This window comes from Sulfitobacter sp. TBRI5 (genome assembly GCF_051013555.1).
Taxonomy (GTDB): Bacteria; Pseudomonadota; Alphaproteobacteria; order Rhodobacterales; family Rhodobacteraceae; genus JL08.
This window is the reverse complement of sequence record NZ_CP112884.1, coordinates 4,075,773-4,092,571: the sequence shown is the minus strand read 5'-3', so window position 1 is coordinate 4,092,571 and position 16,799 is coordinate 4,075,773. Positions and strand designations below refer to the sequence as shown.

General features: G+C 55.0%; 12 protein-coding genes and 3 pseudogenes. 6 read left to right on the top strand and 9 right to left on the bottom strand.

All coding sequences use genetic code 11. The features are described 5' to 3' along the window. The first annotated feature begins 28 nt into the window (after positions 1–28). The gene (locus OLX72_RS20315) at positions 29–1,570 is read left to right on the top strand and encodes a phospholipase D family protein (protein WP_114869176.1); all 1,542 of its coding nucleotides are present in this window, start codon (positions 29–31) and stop codon (positions 1,568–1,570) included. A gap of 273 nt (positions 1,571–1,843) precedes the next feature. Here the strand turns inward: OLX72_RS20315 and OLX72_RS20310 are convergent, their stop codons facing one another. The 4 genes and pseudogenes from OLX72_RS20310 to cls form a co-directional block, all read right to left on the bottom strand. Further along, entirely contained in the window at positions 1,844–2,176 is a 333-nt protein-coding gene (locus tag OLX72_RS20310) for a potassium channel family protein (RefSeq protein ID WP_114871427.1), read from the bottom strand. 121 nt (positions 2,177–2,297) lie between these two features. Continuing rightward, positions 2,298–2,825, bottom strand: a complete 528-nt coding sequence (locus tag OLX72_RS20305; protein WP_433989457.1) for an HdeD family acid-resistance protein — start codon at positions 2,823–2,825, stop codon at positions 2,298–2,300. A gap of 169 nt (positions 2,826–2,994) precedes the next feature. Next, positions 2,995–3,306: pseudogene (locus OLX72_RS20300) on the bottom strand (DDE-type integrase/transposase/recombinase); the annotation flags it as partial. A 187-nt stretch (positions 3,307–3,493) separates the two neighbouring features. Continuing rightward, a complete protein-coding gene (gene cls / locus OLX72_RS20295) occupies positions 3,494–4,921 on the bottom strand; it encodes a cardiolipin synthase (RefSeq protein WP_433989456.1) in 1,428 nt (475 codons plus the stop codon). A 117-nt stretch (positions 4,922–5,038) separates the two neighbouring features. Between cls and OLX72_RS20290 the strand changes: the two are divergent. Next, positions 5,039–5,744: pseudogene (locus OLX72_RS20290) on the top strand (IS6 family transposase). Between the two features lie 330 nt (positions 5,745–6,074). Further along, entirely contained in the window at positions 6,075–6,776 is a 702-nt protein-coding gene (locus OLX72_RS20285; RefSeq protein WP_433989455.1) for an IS6 family transposase, read from the top strand. A 180-nt stretch (positions 6,777–6,956) separates the two neighbouring features. Here OLX72_RS20285 and OLX72_RS20280 read toward each other — a convergent pair whose 3' ends face one another. Together OLX72_RS20280 and OLX72_RS20275 are read right to left on the bottom strand one after the other, a co-directional pair. Then, entirely contained in the window at positions 6,957–7,079 is a 123-nt protein-coding gene (locus OLX72_RS20280) for a hypothetical protein (RefSeq protein ID WP_433990492.1), read from the bottom strand. A gap of 113 nt (positions 7,080–7,192) precedes the next feature. Next, a complete protein-coding gene (locus OLX72_RS20275; protein WP_162798046.1) occupies positions 7,193–8,320 on the bottom strand; it encodes a hypothetical protein in 1,128 nt (375 codons plus the stop codon). A 348-nt stretch (positions 8,321–8,668) separates the two neighbouring features. Between OLX72_RS20275 and OLX72_RS20270 the strand changes: the two genes are divergently transcribed. Further along, positions 8,669–9,370 carry an IS6 family transposase gene (locus OLX72_RS20270; protein ID WP_254684588.1) on the top strand — a complete coding sequence of 234 codons (702 nt, stop codon included), beginning with the start codon at positions 8,669–8,671 and terminating at the stop codon, positions 9,368–9,370. A 180-nt stretch (positions 9,371–9,550) separates the two neighbouring features. On the opposite strand, the gene OLX72_RS20265 is transcribed toward OLX72_RS20270, so the two are convergent. Continuing rightward, positions 9,551–10,582, bottom strand: coding sequence for an IS110 family transposase (locus tag OLX72_RS20265; protein WP_114870428.1), 1,032 nt, complete (start codon positions 10,580–10,582; stop codon positions 9,551–9,553). Between the two features lie 88 nt (positions 10,583–10,670). Between OLX72_RS20265 and OLX72_RS20260 the strand changes: the two are divergent. Beyond that, positions 10,671–10,763 (top strand): annotated as a pseudogene (locus OLX72_RS20260) (IS6 family transposase); the annotation flags it as partial. Positions 10,764–11,039: 276 nt separating this feature from the next. Here OLX72_RS20260 and OLX72_RS20255 read toward each other — a convergent pair. Continuing rightward, entirely contained in the window at positions 11,040–12,077 is a 1,038-nt protein-coding gene (locus OLX72_RS20255; RefSeq protein ID WP_114871344.1) for a GlxA family transcriptional regulator, read from the bottom strand. A 145-nt stretch (positions 12,078–12,222) separates the two neighbouring features. On the opposite strand from OLX72_RS20255, the gene OLX72_RS20250 reads away from it, so the two are divergent. Then, positions 12,223–13,617, top strand: a complete 1,395-nt coding sequence (locus tag OLX72_RS20250) for an FAD-binding oxidoreductase (protein WP_433989454.1) — start codon at positions 12,223–12,225, stop codon at positions 13,615–13,617. 332 nt (positions 13,618–13,949) lie between these two features. On the opposite strand, the gene OLX72_RS20245 is transcribed toward OLX72_RS20250, so the two are convergent. After that, positions 13,950–16,601 (bottom strand): erythromycin esterase family protein, encoded by a 2,652-nt coding sequence (locus tag OLX72_RS20245; protein ID WP_114870426.1) that lies wholly within the window; start codon positions 16,599–16,601, stop codon positions 13,950–13,952. Positions 16,602–16,799 lie beyond the last annotated feature (198 nt).

The window sequence follows — 16,799 nt, the reverse complement described above, 5'->3', positions numbered from 1 at the left end:
AGACAGGCCATGGAGGCTGGACCAACATATGCGTTTCTTGAAGTGGTTATTGGTGATTGCGGCTTTATTTACCATCGGGGCGGTGGTGTTGAGAACAGTATTCCCTCTGCCAGAGAAGAATTTTTCAGCTCCCACGAACAGACTGGAACCGGATTGGGAAGGGCCACTCGGCCGGGTCATTCAAGGCGCCATGGAGCGCAATCCAGGGCTCGATGGCGTTCGCCCACTTTTCGATGGGCGTTTCGCGTTCGCGGCACGGGCTGTTCTAACAGATGCTGCGGTATCCTCAATCGATGTGCAGTACTACATTTGGCAAAAAGACGTGACCGGTCTGATGCTTCTTGATGAACTTAGGGCCGCTGCCGAGCGCGGTGTGCGCGTCAGGCTCCTGATCGACGACAACGGTATTTCGGGGCTCGACCCTCTGTTGGCGGAACTTAACGAGATGCCAACTGCAAGCGTTCGCATTTTTAACCCGTTCACATTCAGGGATCCGAAACTTCTCTCCTTCGCGTATGATTTCAGGCGTTTAAATCGCCGTATGCACAACAAGTCCATGACGTTCGATGGTGTCGCCACCATCGTGGGCGGGCGCAATATTGGGGATATTTATTTCGACTACGGTACTGGGACCCACTATCTCGACCTCGACGCTTTTGCCATCGGACCGATCGTTAAAGAGGTATCGGCGGCCTTTGACGATTATTGGAACAGTAAATCGGCCTATGACGCAGCATTTTTTCTCACACCGACTGACGGAGAGACAATCTTGGACGCGGCGCAGATTGCGCGACAGTCTGCCTCCGGTGCCGGCTATCAGAAGGCGATTGACGAAAACCCGCTCGCAAAAAGGATTGCCGAAAGAAATTTGAAGTTCGAGTGGAGCGACGTCACGCTAATCGTTGATGACCCGGCAAAGGGGCTTGGAAATGCTGATGGCGACGGGATGATGGTTGAACATCTCGTCAGGCTGGCATTGCAGGCTCAAACGTCCCTCGATCTGGTTTCGGCGTATTTCATCCCCGGCGAAAGGGGGCCAGAGATATTGGAGGGTCTGGCCCGATCAGGGGTAAATGTCCGCGTGTTGACAAACTCGCTCGACGCAACCGATGTCATGCCCGTTCACGCAGCCTACATGGGTTATCGCGAAGATCTCCTGAAATCCGGTGTGGAACTGTTGGAGCTTCATGCACTACGCGAAAGGCGTCGCGATCGCAGTCTGCCGGAGATCCTTGCCGGATCGGCCTCGGGATTGCATGCAAAGGTCTTCGCGTTTGACGGAGAGAAAGTCTTTATTGGATCCTACAATCTCGACCCTCGCTCTGCGAGTCTCAACACCGAGATGGGGCTCTTAATCGAAAGCCGCTCCATCGCAGAGGCGCTTGCATCGCAACTCGCAAAACCAGCGTTCGCATATCGGGTCGAGTTATCCAATGATGGTAACCTCATCTGGATTGAAACAGGCGCAGATGGACAGGTGACAACACACGAGGTCGAACCCGAGACCAGCAGAATCCAGAGAGCCGTGGCCTGGCTCATAGCGAGGCTCCCGATCGAATGGATGCTTTGATCTTACCCAGAGCGTCCGCCCCCTCTCGTTGCCAAAGGTCGCGGCCAGACAATCGAACGACCGCTTCAAGTCCTTGGCGGAAGCATTCCGTTTTTGACTTTCGCAGACGCTGCGATGAAATGTGCAAACCCATTGGCTGCGACTCAGCAAGAAAAGCGGACGTTCATTCATATTGCCGTGAAATTTAGCAGTTCTATTTCCACAAATGCGGACAAACCCGCCATTCGCCGCACCGTTCATCAATGGCCGCTTCGCCGACAAAAACGTTGCGCTTCAATCGCGAGTATCGCGATCTGTCTGACGTTGCGCCAGAATGGCATCGGCTACCGCTGTTGCCATGGCTACAAACACTCCGAGCCCAACAATCACGTATCCGATGGTAAAAACTTTACCGGCAATGGTGTCAGGTGAAAAATCGCCATACCCAACAGTCGATATCGTCATCACTGAAAAGTAAACGGAGTCCAGCCAGCCCCAATTCTCTACGTAGTGATAGAACACTGAAGCGCCTGAAATGATCGCAAAAGTGAAAGCTAATAATCCGATAGACCGTGGGTCGATGAAAGCAGCCTGAAGCGCTCGACCCAACCGGGCAAGTGAATTCATCGTTCAATTACCTTTCTGATACTTAGAGGCGAGGACCTGAAGTAGTTGATCCAGGGATCATTCCAAATGCTAGGCCCGCAATTGACTTGCGCGCCTAACAGGTGATCACTGGATGTGAGTTCTATACCTCCGCGGACGATTTTCCATCGCTACTGAGGGCCATAGCCAGTGAAGATACGCCATCAGACAAAAGCTGTACGCCCAGAAGAATTCCGAGCGCCGAAATAGCTGATACCGGCCAATTCATGAATATGATTAAGCCGACCGCCAATGACGCTAAACCCGATACGAGAACTAACCAGAAAAAACGACGGTCTTCCAGCGCGAAGGATAATACAACTTTAGCGATGCCCCCGCCTAGGCACAGAATAGCGATCATCGTGGTTAGTGCCATCATACCCTTAAGTGGGTGTCCAAGTATTGTGACGCCGAGATAAACGGCCAGTGCACCCAGCAAAATTGTCCAAACTTTTGCTCCTGCTCCTTCGACCCGGAAACCTGCAATTACTTGCAACGCGCCAAAAAGTATGAACAGCCACGCGACTATTATTGTAGCTATGCCGCTGGCAAATACGGGGTTCATTAGCGCTACTACCCCGCCTACAATCGACAGTAACGCCATCAATATCCACAAGATTTTGTTGCCCATTTTGGCATCCTCCCATTATATTTCTTCGATGAGGCACAACGCGCGCGGTGATGGCAACTTTTTACGTCCCCGGCTTCATCTTAATTCGAAATGTGTGTTGTATCGGCACTGCGAAGAGTGCTGTCAGATCAATTCGAACTGGTCTCCGAATGGACGGTGAAGCTGCCCCTTACGACGCGCTAAGACCGCGCCACTCGGCCAGAGCAACGGCGCGGTTCAGCTTGAAATCGGGTCGGCCTGAAAGGCTGCGTTCCTGACTAAAGTGATTGTAGACGGAAGCGTGAACGGCGGCGAATTTCTGCAAACTTCGCATACGCCGGAAGCGAAGCATGGCTCGCTCTCGTCGTCGAAACGGCAGATGCGAATTCTTCACTCGGTTATTCAGCCTGCGACCCGTCTCCTGCTTGTCTGCGACGCCAATCTCTTTGAGCGCAACGCCGTGCGATGCCAGCCCGTCCGTGACAATCACAGCATCACTGCCAGGCAGATAATCTCACGGCTCGTTTTGAAATAGCGAAACGGATCAAGATTGGTCATCCGATGAGGCTACGAAACCACCCTGCCCGTCACAAGCGATTTTGCTCTGACAGTGCCGTTTAACTCAAACGCAACCACAAAAAAAACTGCAGAAAATGTGTTGCATCGAAAGGCGACAAGGACGGCCCGTTCTACAATACTGGTCCGATTGTGGCGATAGTATTGTTCCAGATGCGCCGGTGGTAGGGCCAGCCAAGCACGTGCGTTAGCATCACGGGGTCGCTCTTTTCAATATAGGCTTGCTGACGGTCACAGACCTGCCTGGTGATCTCGACATCCTGCAATAGAACATTGTTTTCGTAGTTGAGATCAAAGCTGCGCAAATCGAGATTTGACGAGCCGACAAGTGTGACAAGACCATCAATGGTCAGGGTTTTGGCGTGAAGGAGGCCGCCCTTGAATTCGTGGATATCGCACCCGGCCGACAAAAGCTTGCGGTAGTAGCTTCGACTCGCAGCGGCAACGATCCAGCTGTCATTCATTTTTGGGAAGATCAGAGTGATGTTCACGCCGCGATGCGCGGCGGCGCAGAGGGCCTCAAGGACTGTGGCGTCGGGTACGAAGTATGGCGTCGACAGCGTAAGTTGGGATTGTGCGGTTGAAATCAGTGTTGCGAACAACTGAGGCGTTGCCGCGCGGCGTTCAGTTGGGCCGTCCCCCATGACCTGTGCAGGGAACCCTTCAGTTGCGGGGACGTGTTCAACATGGAAGCTCTCAAAATCTTCTCCGGTCGCCTGCATCCAATCGCTTAGAAACAGCAGTTGGTTCTGGGTGACTACAGGGCCTTCGAAACGCAGCATTATATCTACCCATGGCGCGTATTTGGCTTTCACAAGGAATTCCGGATCGGCGGCATTGCGGCTGCCGCAATAGGTGATGCGCCCGTCAATCACCGTGATCTTGCGATGGTTGCGCAGATCAACCCTGCTTGTCAGCACTGTGCGGATTGGATTATCGAGTGGCATGGCCACTGCAAGCTTCACTCCGGCCTCTTCCATCTCGCGCCAAAGTGGCGATTTGAGTAGTGCTCGCGAGCCCAGCCCATCAGCCATCGCGCGACAGATCACACCCCGCTCGGCGGCACGGATTAGCGCCTTGCACACGTCTTTCCCGGTCGTGTCCGTTAACCAGATGTAATACAGAACATGCACATGATCGGTGGCTGCGTCGATGTCCGCGATCAGGTGTTTGTTCGTCTCTGACGCATCAGCCATTAGCGTGGCTTGGTTGCCCGCGACGGCGTGAAATCCGTTGATTGAAGACGCATAACGGAAGCCTGGCTGGTAGACTGGATTGATCAGATTTATGCCATTCTTTTCTCCAAAATGCTGCACGGCTGCTGCCCTGATTTCATCGAAGACCTCTTTGTGACGTTTGTCGGCTCGGTGCCCGAGGTCAATCTCGCCGAACAGGAAATAGACAACACTCCCGACGTAGGGCAGCACGTTCAGCACGATGAACCAGGCCAATCGCGCGGAGGGCGACAGATCATCCCGCAGTAGAATGCGGAGTGTGAAGCTCAGAACGAGAAGGGCATGAAAAAGAAGAAGTGTGGCCATATGTCTGTGACTTTCTCAAAACCTATCAAGCATAGCAATTGATTAGGCAACATGCCAGACGGCACTGTCAGACAAAACCAGCTTGAGCCGGGCAGGGTGGTTTCGTAGCCTCACCGGATGACCAAACCTGATCCATTTCGCTACTTCAAAACGAGCCGTGAGATTATCCGCTTGCCGGTGATGATATACGTCCGGTTCCCGCTTTCACATTCGAAATGTCGAGGATCTGTTGCACGAACGCGGCATCGATGTCAGCCATGAGGCTGTCAGATACTGGTGGCATCGGTTCGGCCCGATGTTTGCCGCGGAAATCCGGATACGGCGCATTGTTAGCATGAAATCGAGCAAGTGGCGCTGGCATCTTGACGAGATGTTCGTGAAGATCAACGGCGAGAGACACTACCTTTGGCGGGCCGTCGATCATGAAGGTGAAGTCTTGGAAAACTTCGTGACGAAGACGCGCGATAAAAAGGCCGCGTTGAAATTCTTAAAGAAAGCAGTGCGCAAGCATGGTTCCCCGGAAGTGTTCGTCACGGACGGGCTGGCATCATACGGCGCTGCGCTCAAAGAGATTGGCGTCGCAGACAAGCAGGAAACGGGTCGTTGGCTGAATAACCGAGCTGAGAATTCGCACCTGCCATTTCGACGACGAGAACGGGCAATGCTTCGTTTCCGACGCATGCGAAGTTTGCAGAAATTCGCCGCCGTCCACGCATCCGTTTACAACCACTTCAACCAGGAAAGATCACTCACAAGTCGAGACATCTTCAAGATGGCACGCTCCGCCGCTCTTTCCGAGTGGCGCCAGCTTTGTTCCGGATAGGTTCACGGAGTTGGCGGCAAACTGAGAGTGGTTCGAATTCGTCTGACAGCGCCCCTAGCACCGTTGGGTGATGCGGTTTATTCGCCCATTGAAGTGCCCAGAGGAAAACCTAGTTGGCTTTGTCGTGAAGGCTTGCGTAACGATTGCAGGCATCCCGGTGTCCCTCGGGACGTTACCCCAACCTGAAAGTTTACTGTACAGTCCTCACATCCCACTGGGCAAGTTAACCTCAATCATTGGCGTGACCTATCCAAAAGGATAGTGGACCTATACGGCACTGTCAGAGCAAACCAGCTTGAGCCGGGCAGGGCGGTTTCGTAGCCTCACCGGATGACCAAACTTGATCCATTTCGCTACTTCAAAACGAGCCGTGAGATCATCCGCCTGGCGGTGATGATGTACGTCCGGTTCCCGCTTTCACTTCGAAATGTGGAAGATTTGCTCCACGAACGGGGCATCGATGTCAGCCATGAAGCCGTTAGATACTGGTGGCACCGGTTCGGCCCGATGTTTGCCGCGGAGATCCGGAAACGACGTATTGCTGGTATGAAATCAAGCAAGTGGCGTTGGCACCTGGACGAGGTTTTCGTGAAGATCAACGGAGAGCGGCACTACCTTTGGCGGGCCGTCGATCATGAAGGCGAAGTCCTGGAAAGCTTCGTAACAAGGACCCGTGACAAGAAAGCCGCGTTGAAATTCTTAAAGAAAATAATGCTCAAACACGGTCGACCTGAAGTGGTCGTCACGGACGGGCTGGCATCATACGGCGCTGCGCTCAAAGAGATTGGCGCTGCAGGCAGACAGGAAACCGGTCGCTGGTTGAACAACAGGGCCGAGAACTCGCATCTGCCGTTTCGACGACGAGAGCGGGCAATGCTCCGCTTCCGGCGTATGCGAAGTTTGCAGAAATTCGCCTCCGTCCACGCCTCGGTCTACAATCACTTGTGTGGTTGCCGCCCGTTGTGCAAGAAGTTTTTCGATTGGATGGGTGATCGAGTGCGCACTTGTGTCAGGCCTTTTGTTGCAGCGTGATGTGAGCTGCTGGCCGGTATGGTGATCTGCAGACCGGTTCCACATCTTCAACACGAACTTTTAAGTTCTAATGATTGTCCTGGTTTTTCCGGTCCAGATCTGATCGATCATTTTGCCCATTCAGGTCGTCGACTTCTCACCCCTCTTTACCGACTTCAGGCTGTGACGTTCCGTATCGTTTCACGTAACGGCAGCCCATGCCGGATTTCGGTAATCCTCCTTCTTTGTCAGCATGGCCCAGATTGCCCGCGCCATCTTGTTGGCCAGCGCAGTGTCGCTGTCCTTGCAGAGACTGGTTCGCATTTGTCTGACAACACCATCAGCCTTACTGTCCTTGCAGAGACTGGTTCGAATTTGTCTGACACCACCTTTTATTCTTCTGAGAAAAACGGAATGCCATGCGCTTGCGGTTTGGTTTATTCGGTCGTTACGTCCTCCGGGTCCGAACTCTCGTCAAGCCCAAGCAGGCTGTTAAGCTCGGCGATGGCTTCTTCTGTCAGGTCATCGACATCATGTGGTGCATAAGCCTCTGACAGCGCCGCCGCCGCGACCTGGTTTTCTTTTGACTCGTCCAGATCGCCTTCAAGTTCGGCGATGTTTTCCGCCAGTTCTGCCTGCGCGTCCTGCGCTGCAACTGTGCTATCGATACTTTCTGAAACCTCGGCCAAAGCCTGCTCGTTTTCGGTAACGTTAGGGTCCAATCCACTCATTGCCGCCGCGATTGCATCGACATCAGATTGATAATCGTCTGCTGCCGGATCAAGTGCGTCTATTGCCTCGGTAATCTCTTCAGGCGAAACAAGGCTGTCTTCGGAAATGTTTTCCGCAACAAATTCCGCAGTCGTGGCCACTGTGTCATCGACCTGTTCGTTCAGTGCCGCAATCTGGTCCGTCAGCCCGATCTCACTGATCGTCGCCTCCTGATAGCCTGCGATTTTGCCGACGCGGCTGTTGGGGCTCGCATTCAATCGGGCCGTCTGACTGGCATGGGCCGCGTTCAGACCTTTCAGATTACTTGCGACTTTGCCGTGCTGGTTCTTGGAAACAGACGTACGGGCCTGCTTCGACTCTTTACTGCGTTTGCCTTTGTTGCCGGAAAAGACCGAGCTGATTGCGTCAGACAGTGACGAACCCGACAAGCCCGCCAAACCCAACCCCGTTCCCTTTGAACGCCCCTGGCTTTTGTCAGCACTTTTGCTCTTGCCCTTGTCGGCGCGCGATTTTGAATTGCCGCGCCCGCCAGTGGCGTTGCTTGCGGCACCTTCATTTCCATTCGATGCGCCATTGCCGCCACCGTTGCCGCCACCGTTGCCGCCACCATTGCCGCCACCGTTGCCGCCACCATTGCCGCCACCGTTGCCGCCACCATTGCCGCCACCGTTCCCACCGCCATTGCCACCGCCGTTGCCGCCGCCATTTCCGTTTTTTGCGTATGCTGAATCCGCTGTGACAGCCAGCGCGACCACACTGGTCAGAACAGGTGTTGAACTCATAGCCGCAACGATCAGCGCGCTAATGAGGGATTTGGAAAGTTGATTGGACATGGCAACCTCTTGGGCAAATTCTGAATTTCAAGGCCTCGATGGAACAAAGGCATCGGCAAACTTTTACCACAAAGGAGCCTTTAGAATATGACCGTAATACGGCCGATTAGGCGCTGACACCGCACAATCTACAGCGTTTAATCTTATTGTTGATGTAACCGAAACGCTGTTTGAGCCAGAGCGGAAAGCAGCTTTGTAAAAGAGGCCGAAAGGTTGGGAGAGATTGTTCTGATTCTATGTCTGAACGGTAGGTTTGTTCCGCATTAACAGGCCCTCAGCACAACCAGGACAGGTCTTGTCAGAAGGATTTGAGTTGAGGCGGGCAGGGCGGTTTCGTAGCCTCATCGGATGACCAAACCTGATCCATTTCGCTACTGCAAAACGAGCCGTGAGATTATCCGTCTGGCGGTTATGCTGTATGTTCGTTTCCCGCTGTCGCTGCGCAATGTGGAAGATTTGCTCCACGAACGCGGCGTCGACGTGAGCCACGAGGCCGTTCGATTTTGGTGGCATCGGTTCGGTCCGATGTTTGCTTCTGAGATCCGAAAACGGCGGATCGAGGGTTTGAAATCAAGCAACTGGCGTTGGCATCTGGACGAGATGTTTGTGAAGATCAACGGCGAGCGGCACTACCTTTGGCGGGCCGTTGATCACGAAGGTGAAGTGCTGGAATCCTACGTTACGAAGCGGCGAGATCGTAAAGCAGCGTTAAAGTTCTTAAGGAAATCTATGAAGAGGTATGGCCGACCAGAAGTAATTGTGACGGACAAACTTCGCTCTTATGGCGCTGCTATGAAAGTTATTGGCAACGCTGAAAGACAGGAAACGAGCCGGTGGATGAACAATAGGGCAGAGAATTCACATCTGCCTTTCCGACGACGAGAACGGGCGATGCTCCGCTTCCAGCGCATGCGAAGTTTGCAGAAATTCGCCTCCGTCCACGCATCCGTTTACAACCACTTGTGTGGTTGCCGCCCGTTGTGCAAGAAGTTTTTCGATTGGATGGGTGATCGAGTGCGCACTTGTGTCAGGCCTTTTGTTGCAGCGTGATGTGAGCTGCTGGCCGGTATGGTGATCTGCAGACCGGTTCCACATCTTCAACACGAACTTTTAAGTTCTAATGATTGTCCTGGTTTTTCCGGTCCAGATCTGATCGATCATTTTGCCCATTCAGGTCGTCGACTTCTCACCCCTCTTTACCGACTTCAGGCTGTGACGTTCCGTATCGTTTCACGTAACGGCAGCCCATGCCGGATTTCGGTAATCCTCCTTCTTTGTCAGCATGGCCCAGATTGCCCGCGCCATCTTGTTGGCCAGCGCAATGGCCACCAGCATCCGTGGTTTTCTTGCCATCATCCGATCTAGCCATGAACCTTCGGGAATCGATCTGCGCCCGTGCCAGGCCAGTCGCGACATCGCACCGATAATCAGGAGCCGTCGGATGTCGGCTTGCCCTGCCTTTGAAACACGCCCAAGCCGCTGCTTGCCACCCGATGAGTACTGGCGCGGCACCAAGCCCAGCCATGCTGCGAAGTACCGACCACGCTTGAAAGTCTTCATGTCTGGAGCAAAAGCTTCGATCGCTAACGCAGTGAGCGGGCCCACGCCTGGCATCGTCTGCAGCCGACGCGCAGTGTCGGCCTCGGCAGCAAGACCCTTGAGCCTTTCTGACTTTGTCTCGATCCGAGCCGTTTTCTCGGTGATCTGTTCAAGAAGATCACGACATTCTTCCCGCATCAAGTCGGGAAGATCACTGTTTGGCTCCTCAATGATCGCCTCGATGCGCTTGATCTGCCCTATTCCTTTGGGTGCGATGTGGCCATATTCGTAAAGGTTTGAACGCAGTGCGTTCACCAACGCTGTTCGCTGACGAATGAGCCGTTCGCGACCGCGAAACAGGATTGCATGGGCCTGCTGCTCTTCCGATTTAGGCTCGACAAACCGCATCTCCGGGCGCTGCGCAGCAATGACAATTGCTTCAGCGTCAGCAGCATCGTTCTTATGGCGCTTTACGAATGGTTTCACATATTGCGGCGCAATCAGTTTTGTCTCATGGCCTAGGCGGACCATCTCACGCGACCAATAATATGCGCTGCCGCATGCTTCCATTACAACGACTGCGGGTGGATGGTCTCCCATGAACCTCAAAAACTGCACGCGTGTCAGCTTCTTGCAGAACCTGACTTGCCCTGTCATCGATGCGCCGTGAGCCTGAAAAACGCTCTTCGCCAGATCGACGCCTATCATTGTATCCTTCGTCATGGTTGCCGTCCTTTCCTGCTTCAGTGGCTGTACTCCACCATCATGGCACATTGCGATGCCGTCGAGGGAGGGCGGCAACCACCCCATCTTCAATCAGGACCGCAGCCTCTCAACGCGACCCAATTTCAAACTCAACCGCGCCGCCGCTCTGGCTGAGTGGCGCGGTCTCGGCACGGCATAAGGAACAGCCTTACTGTCCTTGCAGAGACTGGTTCGCATTTGTCTGACAACACCAAGCAGCCTGATGCAGGCGCAGCGAAAATCACCATGATTGCTCGACCGTATCACGGCATTGCCCGCGGCGGAGCTGCACGATTTGCCGTCATTCTCCGCGCATTGCTTCAGCGTCTGCTCTGCGGGACAAAATTGCCTTTAGCTGCGCGTGCGCCAATGACTGCTTTGAAAGCTTCTGTGCATCAAGATCATGTCAATCTTGTCAGCAAAGAGGTTCTCGGAATCACCTTGTGGCAATTGGCCTGGCAATTTGTGAAATACGCTGGAATTTTTTGCGGTATGCAGCCGGAGACAGGCCCACGCCGCGTTTGAACACCCGACGGAAGGAAGCTGGGTCTTCGTACCCGACTGAACCACCGACATCATCTACAGATTTGGCATCAGTTTCCAGCATCTGCTTTGCTTCTTCTATTCTGAGCGCCTGAACATATTCAATCGGGGGGAAACCAGTAACGGACCGAAACCGGCGTGAAAAAGTCCGAGGGTTCAGACCTGATCGCTCAACCATTTTTTCGACCGGCTTGGTCACGTTGTAATTGTTCGCGATCCAAACTTGGCAATCAGAGATTTGCGCATCCGAGGTTTCCATCGGACGGGTCATCACTGAATATGGAGACTGGCCTTCGGAGTGGCCGCTGATCAGAAACACTTTTGCTGTCTCGATGGCATGCTTGTAACCGCAAAACTTGGCGATCAGATAGATTGCCAGATCATGGTAGGCGCTGACCCCACCTGCCGTCACAATGCGGTCAGCTTCGGCTGACAGGCACAAGATGGACTCATTGCGAAAGGCAACTTTCGGGTAATGGCGTTGGAACATATCCCGATATGCCCAATGGGCTGTCGCCTCGCGCCCGTCCAAAAGCCCCGCCTCCGCCAAAAGGAGCGAGCCCGAGCAGACCGACGTTATCAACGCGCCGTCCCTGTGCATGTCTCGCAACCAGGCAATTTCCCGGGGATATCGCTCCTTCGGCACGTCATAGATCGACGTATACATGTCGCACACAACGACGGCATCAGGTGTGCCCAGACTGTTGGTCGCTATGTGCGGTTCAACCGGAATATTTCCGATGCAATGAAATGGCTTTCCGTCTGCCGACACAATTTTGATGTCCAGTAGTTCGTCACCCGGCGATCCTGATATCAATTCAGGGTAAACGGCACCTACCGATAGCAAGACATCATATAATCCGTAGAGAACGGACGATGAGGTTTCTGGTGCAGCGAGCAGCACGATCAGGGGCTTGCTAGGCGGGGTCATGTTACATCCTTGTCCAATTATGCACGGTATTGGCAAATCTGGCTTGGTCACGTGTCCAGTATGCCCCTTCTTTGGCGGCAATGCCACTCTGTCAGGCGGATAGGGTGCGCTAGTCTGGGTTCAGGTTTTGGAAAGGATGCACAAAGTGGAAGACTTACTGAACACATTAGATATGCCGGGGCATGCATTTGGCGGCGAGTTGATTGGCCCCGAAGACGCACGATTTGACGATGCGCGAGGTGTCTGGAATGCGATGATTGATCGCCGCCCTGCGTTGATCGCCCAGTGCAGGACAGCCGGCGACGTGCAGGCCGCAGTCAAGCTCGCGGTAGCCCATGACCTGCCCATTGCCATTCGAGGTGGCGGACACAATGTTGCAGGGCATGCGGTCTGCGACGGTGGTGTCATGATCGACCTTTCGCTTATGCGGGGTGTGACAGTTGATGCCTCTGCCCGTCTGGCAAAGGTTCAGGGCGGCGCTTTGTGGCGTGATGTGGATGCCGCAACCCAGGTACATGGACTTGCGACACCGGGTGGCTTGATTTCCGACACGGGCGTCGCAGGACTGACGCTATCGGGGGGCATTGGCTGGCTGCGCGCTCAACACGGTTTGTCGATCGACAATCTTGTGGCCGCTGACGTTGTTACGGCAGACGGCGATCTGATCCATACGAGTTCCGACGAGAACCCAGAACTGCTCTGGGCTCTGCAGGGCGGGGGCGGCAATTTCGGTGTCGTCGTGCAGTTCGAATTCGCGCTGCACACTTGCGGCCCGGAGGTCATGTTCGCAGCCCCAATCTATCTCGTCGAAGACGGGCCCGAGCCAGTTCGGGCATGGCGCGACTTCATGGCCAAACACGGTGACAGAGTTGGATCGCTTTGCGAGTTTGCCACCGCAGGGGGCGAGGATTTCCCCGAGGAACACTGGGGGAAGCGGATCGTGACGCTCGCCTGCGTGTACAACGGTGACGCCGCTGAAGGTGAGGCGCTTCTTCAGCCTCTTCGTGAGCTTGGCAAATTGTCGGCCGACTTTTCCGGGCGAATGAACTACTGCGACGTGCAGCAGCTGTTTGACACGCTCATGCCCGCCGGAGACTTTCGCTGTTACTGGAAAGCCCGCTACCTGACTGACCTGACAGATGAGATGATTGATCTGGCCATGGCCAACGCAATCGCCGCGCCGTCGGATAACACACTCTCGTCGCTGTGGAATTTCGGCGGGGCGACTGCGAATGTATCAGCGGAGGCGACCGCGTTCGGCGATCGGTCCATGGGGTGGATGTATTCACTGGATGGTGTCTGGTCCGATCCCGCCGATGATGAGGCCAACATCGCCTGGGCCCGTGAGGGCTGGTCCAATTCCGAACGCTTTGGACATCATGGGCGCGCATATCTGAATTTTGCAGGCCATGGTGAGGACAACGCCGCACTGACGCGGACCAGTTTCGGTCCAAACTATGAACGGCTTGTCGCGGTAAAAACCAAATACGATCCGCAAAACCGGTTTCGCTTCAACCAAAACATCGCCCCGGAGGCTTAAGATTGACGTCGCGCTCCGCCAAAGACACCTCTCGAAGAAGGCAAGTCCGTTGGTTGAAGTACGAAAGGCCTTTCCCAACAGAAATGTATTTGGCGGAGCTGCGGCACGGATTTACGTGCATGTTGAGAAAATTGGGCGAGCGCTGGTAGCTGACCGCAACAACGCCAACCAGCCCTGCTACTGGCTCGACCAGACCCGTGGTGGCGGCGACCATAAAGGCATAGGGAACAAGACCACCCACTGACGCGCCCAATCCGACCTTGGACTGCATGTATTCGAGGACTGCTGAGTCATATCAATGTGGCCGCACTATCCGATAATCATAGATAGCCTCACAGACCGAACGGGAAGGTATCCTTCGACCCAGGCAAGGGTTCCGCAGGTAACGGTACCACAGCTTGCGTGCGGTCAAACCAGACATAACCGTCGTATTGAGAGGAGAGGATCGTATGACTGTAGTGACTCCATCTTTCCGTCTCAGGCCGGTAAATGACGCCGATATATCGTTCAAGCCGCGGCTCTGACATTGCGGATCGGAGCGCCTCATTAACCCCGGGCCGCAGGTCGAGCAGAAAGCGCTCGCCCCCTGCGGAATGGCAGACCCCCTCATGGCTGTCAGGACGCGATGGACGCACTGCCTTGATCTCCATGGGGCCATCCCAGTCCGACGCGCATGCCACCGTGCCGGTATGGGTTCCAAATCCGATGAGGGCGGCGTCTTCGCCCCATTCTTCACGACAAAGCTGGCCAATGTTGAACTCGCCTCGGTTCACCCCCATGTCGGTAACACTTGCGTCGCCGATGTGAGAATTGTGCGCCCAGACCACGGCCCGCGCGTCCGGTCCAACATGGTCCATTGTCTGCTTTAAGGTTTGGAACATGTGCATGTCCCGCAAGTTCCAGCTTTCGGTCGAGCCGTAGTACATCATTCGATAGTATTGCTCGGCACCAGCAACAACCCGGGCGTTCTGCACTGCATTAAATAAGCTGTCGCCATTGCTTCGCGCCTGAGAGAGCTCTCTTGTAAGTAAGTCAACCAAGACCCGCGTCACCGGCTCCTCGCACATTGCGTAGCCACGGGACAAAGCTTCGCGGCCATAGGCTGCGGGCTCGTTTGACCAAGGCGCAAGACATTCGTACCGCCGCCGCGCGAGCGCTGCGGCTGATGGGTCGTGATTGTCTAGATAAGACAAAACTTCCGCGATCGAGTTGAACATACTGTAAATATCCAACCCTTGAAAACGAACGCGTTTCACATCTGGGAGCTTAGTGTTGTAATTGCAAAGCCAAGAGATGAAGTCATCCACATCACGATTGCGCCACATCCAGACAGGGAAACGCGAAAACGCAGATACGTTGCGGCTACGCTCTGGCAGCCCACGTACGCGGTGATCGAGTACCGCGGCATCAGGCCAGTCCGCTTCAACGGCGACAATGTTGAAGCCATGCTCCTCGATTAGTCTGCGCGTTATTGCTGCGCGGGCGCGGTAGAATTCCGATGTTCCGTGCGACGACTCTCCGAGCAAAACGACCCGCGCCTCGCCATATCGATCAAATGCTGTGCCAAAGGTCGGATCGTCCAAGTCAGGCAAGGCCTCGGCTGCGGCGCGGACGACTTCCTCGGGAGTGGCGGGCGCCCGTTCCTCGGTAGGGGGAGGCACAAGAGGCGCCTCCGACTTGACCAAATAGTGCTGGAACCAGGCGCCAGCTATTTCGGTAACTTCCTCCAACTCACCTGGCCCTTCGAACAGATGGCCAGCACCCGGTACGATCCGCAATTGTTTTTCAAAGCGCAGCTCTGCGAGGGCGCGGCGGTTGAGTTCCAGAACCTGAAGATCATTGCCTCCAACAACTAGGAGTGTCGGCGCCATGACCTCGGAAAGCCGTTCCCCGGCGAGATCAGGACGACCCCCACGGGACACTACAGCTGAGATACGCCCGCTAAGTTCGGCAGCGGCCAACAAAGCAGCGCCCGCTCCTGTACTCGCCCCAAACAGGCCAAGGGGCAGATCGCCCAGTTCCGGTTCCGATGCGATCCACAGATCTGCGTCAAGCAACCTCCTGGCCAAAAGAGGAATGTCAAAGACATTGCGTCGATCCTCGGCCTCTTGTGAAGTCAGTAAGTCCATTAGCAATGTCGCGAAACCGAGCTCGTTTAGCCGCTCTGCGACTTCCCGGTTGCGCGGGCTCAGTCGGCTTGACCCGCTACCATGGGCAAATAGGATGACGCCACGCGGATCTGGCGGGACGACCAGATCACCTAGCAACCGCAAGGGAGGGATTTCAACGGTGCGGCTCAGCACCGGACCGTCCACGCTTGCTTGCTCAACAGTCCACGCCCGGCGCAAATAGCCGACAGTCTCTTCATCGCTGAGTTGGTGAAAATCAGCGTACGCACCACCCACGCCGCGAAAATACGGGTCGACGACCAGGCAGATTACCTCATCCGCAATCTCTTGAAGTCGAGGTATTTCAGAGGCGGGCGCGACAGGTATGGCCACCACCACTCTTTCAGCGCCCCAGCGCTTCAGCGCGATCAGCGCAGCCTTCATTGTGGCTCCTGTTGCAAGGCCGTCATCAACGACGATCGCCGTCTTGCCTTCAACATCGGACCTGCCACGCCCGCCGAGGTACCTTTCACGACGGCGCTGCATTTCGGCTACTTGCTGTTCGGTGGCTCTCTCCAGATATGACTGATCGGCACCTGACTGACGCATCACCTCTTCGTTGATAACCCGCTCGGGTGGGTCCCCCTCAACAATGGCTGCAAGCGCGACCTCTGGATTGCGCGGTGCACCGATTTTCCTCACCAGGATCAGATCGAGGGGTGCACCAAGAGCTTCTGCGACCTCCGCAGCAACCGGCACGCCGCCGCGCGGCAATGCGAAGACGACTGGCGCATCGAAGCTCCGCTTAACCAGTTCTGCAGCAAGCCTGCGTCCAGCATCATCGCGGTTTGAGAAAATTAAGCGTCCCTCAACCATAGCATTCCTCCCACAGTTACTTCTTCGCGATGAAAGCGGACTCCTTGCAGCAGAAAGTCGTCAACGGCTTTCTGCTCGAACGCAAACAGGGCAAGTAGACGCGAAGGGTAGTGACTTGTTGGTACAACCTTGTCCTCGCGGCTTCATTCCAATCATCAGATGCATCGCGCGCCGAGGGCCCCGTGGCGGATCGCTATA

Excerpts from the sequence above, each read along its gene's own strand:
- OLX72_RS20280 (WP_433990492.1), bottom strand. The coding sequence starts at position 7,079 with ATGCGAACCAGTCTCTGCAAGGACAGCGACACTGCGCTGGCCAACAAG.
- OLX72_RS20265 (WP_114870428.1), bottom strand. The coding sequence starts at position 10,582 with ATGACGAAGGATACAATGATAGGCGTCGATCTGGCGAAGAGCGTTTTT.
- cls (WP_433989456.1), bottom strand. The coding sequence starts at position 4,921 with ATGGCCACACTTCTTCTTTTTCATGCCCTTCTCGTTCTGAGCTTCACA.
- OLX72_RS20285 (WP_433989455.1), top strand. The coding sequence starts at position 6,075 with ATGACCAAACTTGATCCATTTCGCTACTTCAAAACGAGCCGTGAGATC.
- OLX72_RS20270 (WP_254684588.1), top strand. The coding sequence starts at position 8,669 with ATGACCAAACCTGATCCATTTCGCTACTGCAAAACGAGCCGTGAGATT.
- OLX72_RS20245 (WP_114870426.1), bottom strand. The coding sequence starts at position 16,601 with ATGGTTGAGGGACGCTTAATTTTCTCAAACCGCGATGATGCTGGACGC.
- OLX72_RS20315 (WP_114869176.1), top strand. The coding sequence starts at position 29 with ATGCGTTTCTTGAAGTGGTTATTGGTGATTGCGGCTTTATTTACCATC.
- OLX72_RS20310 (WP_114871427.1), bottom strand. The coding sequence starts at position 2,176 with ATGAATTCACTTGCCCGGTTGGGTCGAGCGCTTCAGGCTGCTTTCATC.
- OLX72_RS20305 (WP_433989457.1), bottom strand. The coding sequence starts at position 2,825 with ATGGGCAACAAAATCTTGTGGATATTGATGGCGTTACTGTCGATTGTA.
- OLX72_RS20255 (WP_114871344.1), bottom strand. The coding sequence starts at position 12,077 with ATGACCCCGCCTAGCAAGCCCCTGATCGTGCTGCTCGCTGCACCAGAA.
- OLX72_RS20275 (WP_162798046.1), bottom strand. The coding sequence starts at position 8,320 with ATGTCCAATCAACTTTCCAAATCCCTCATTAGCGCGCTGATCGTTGCG.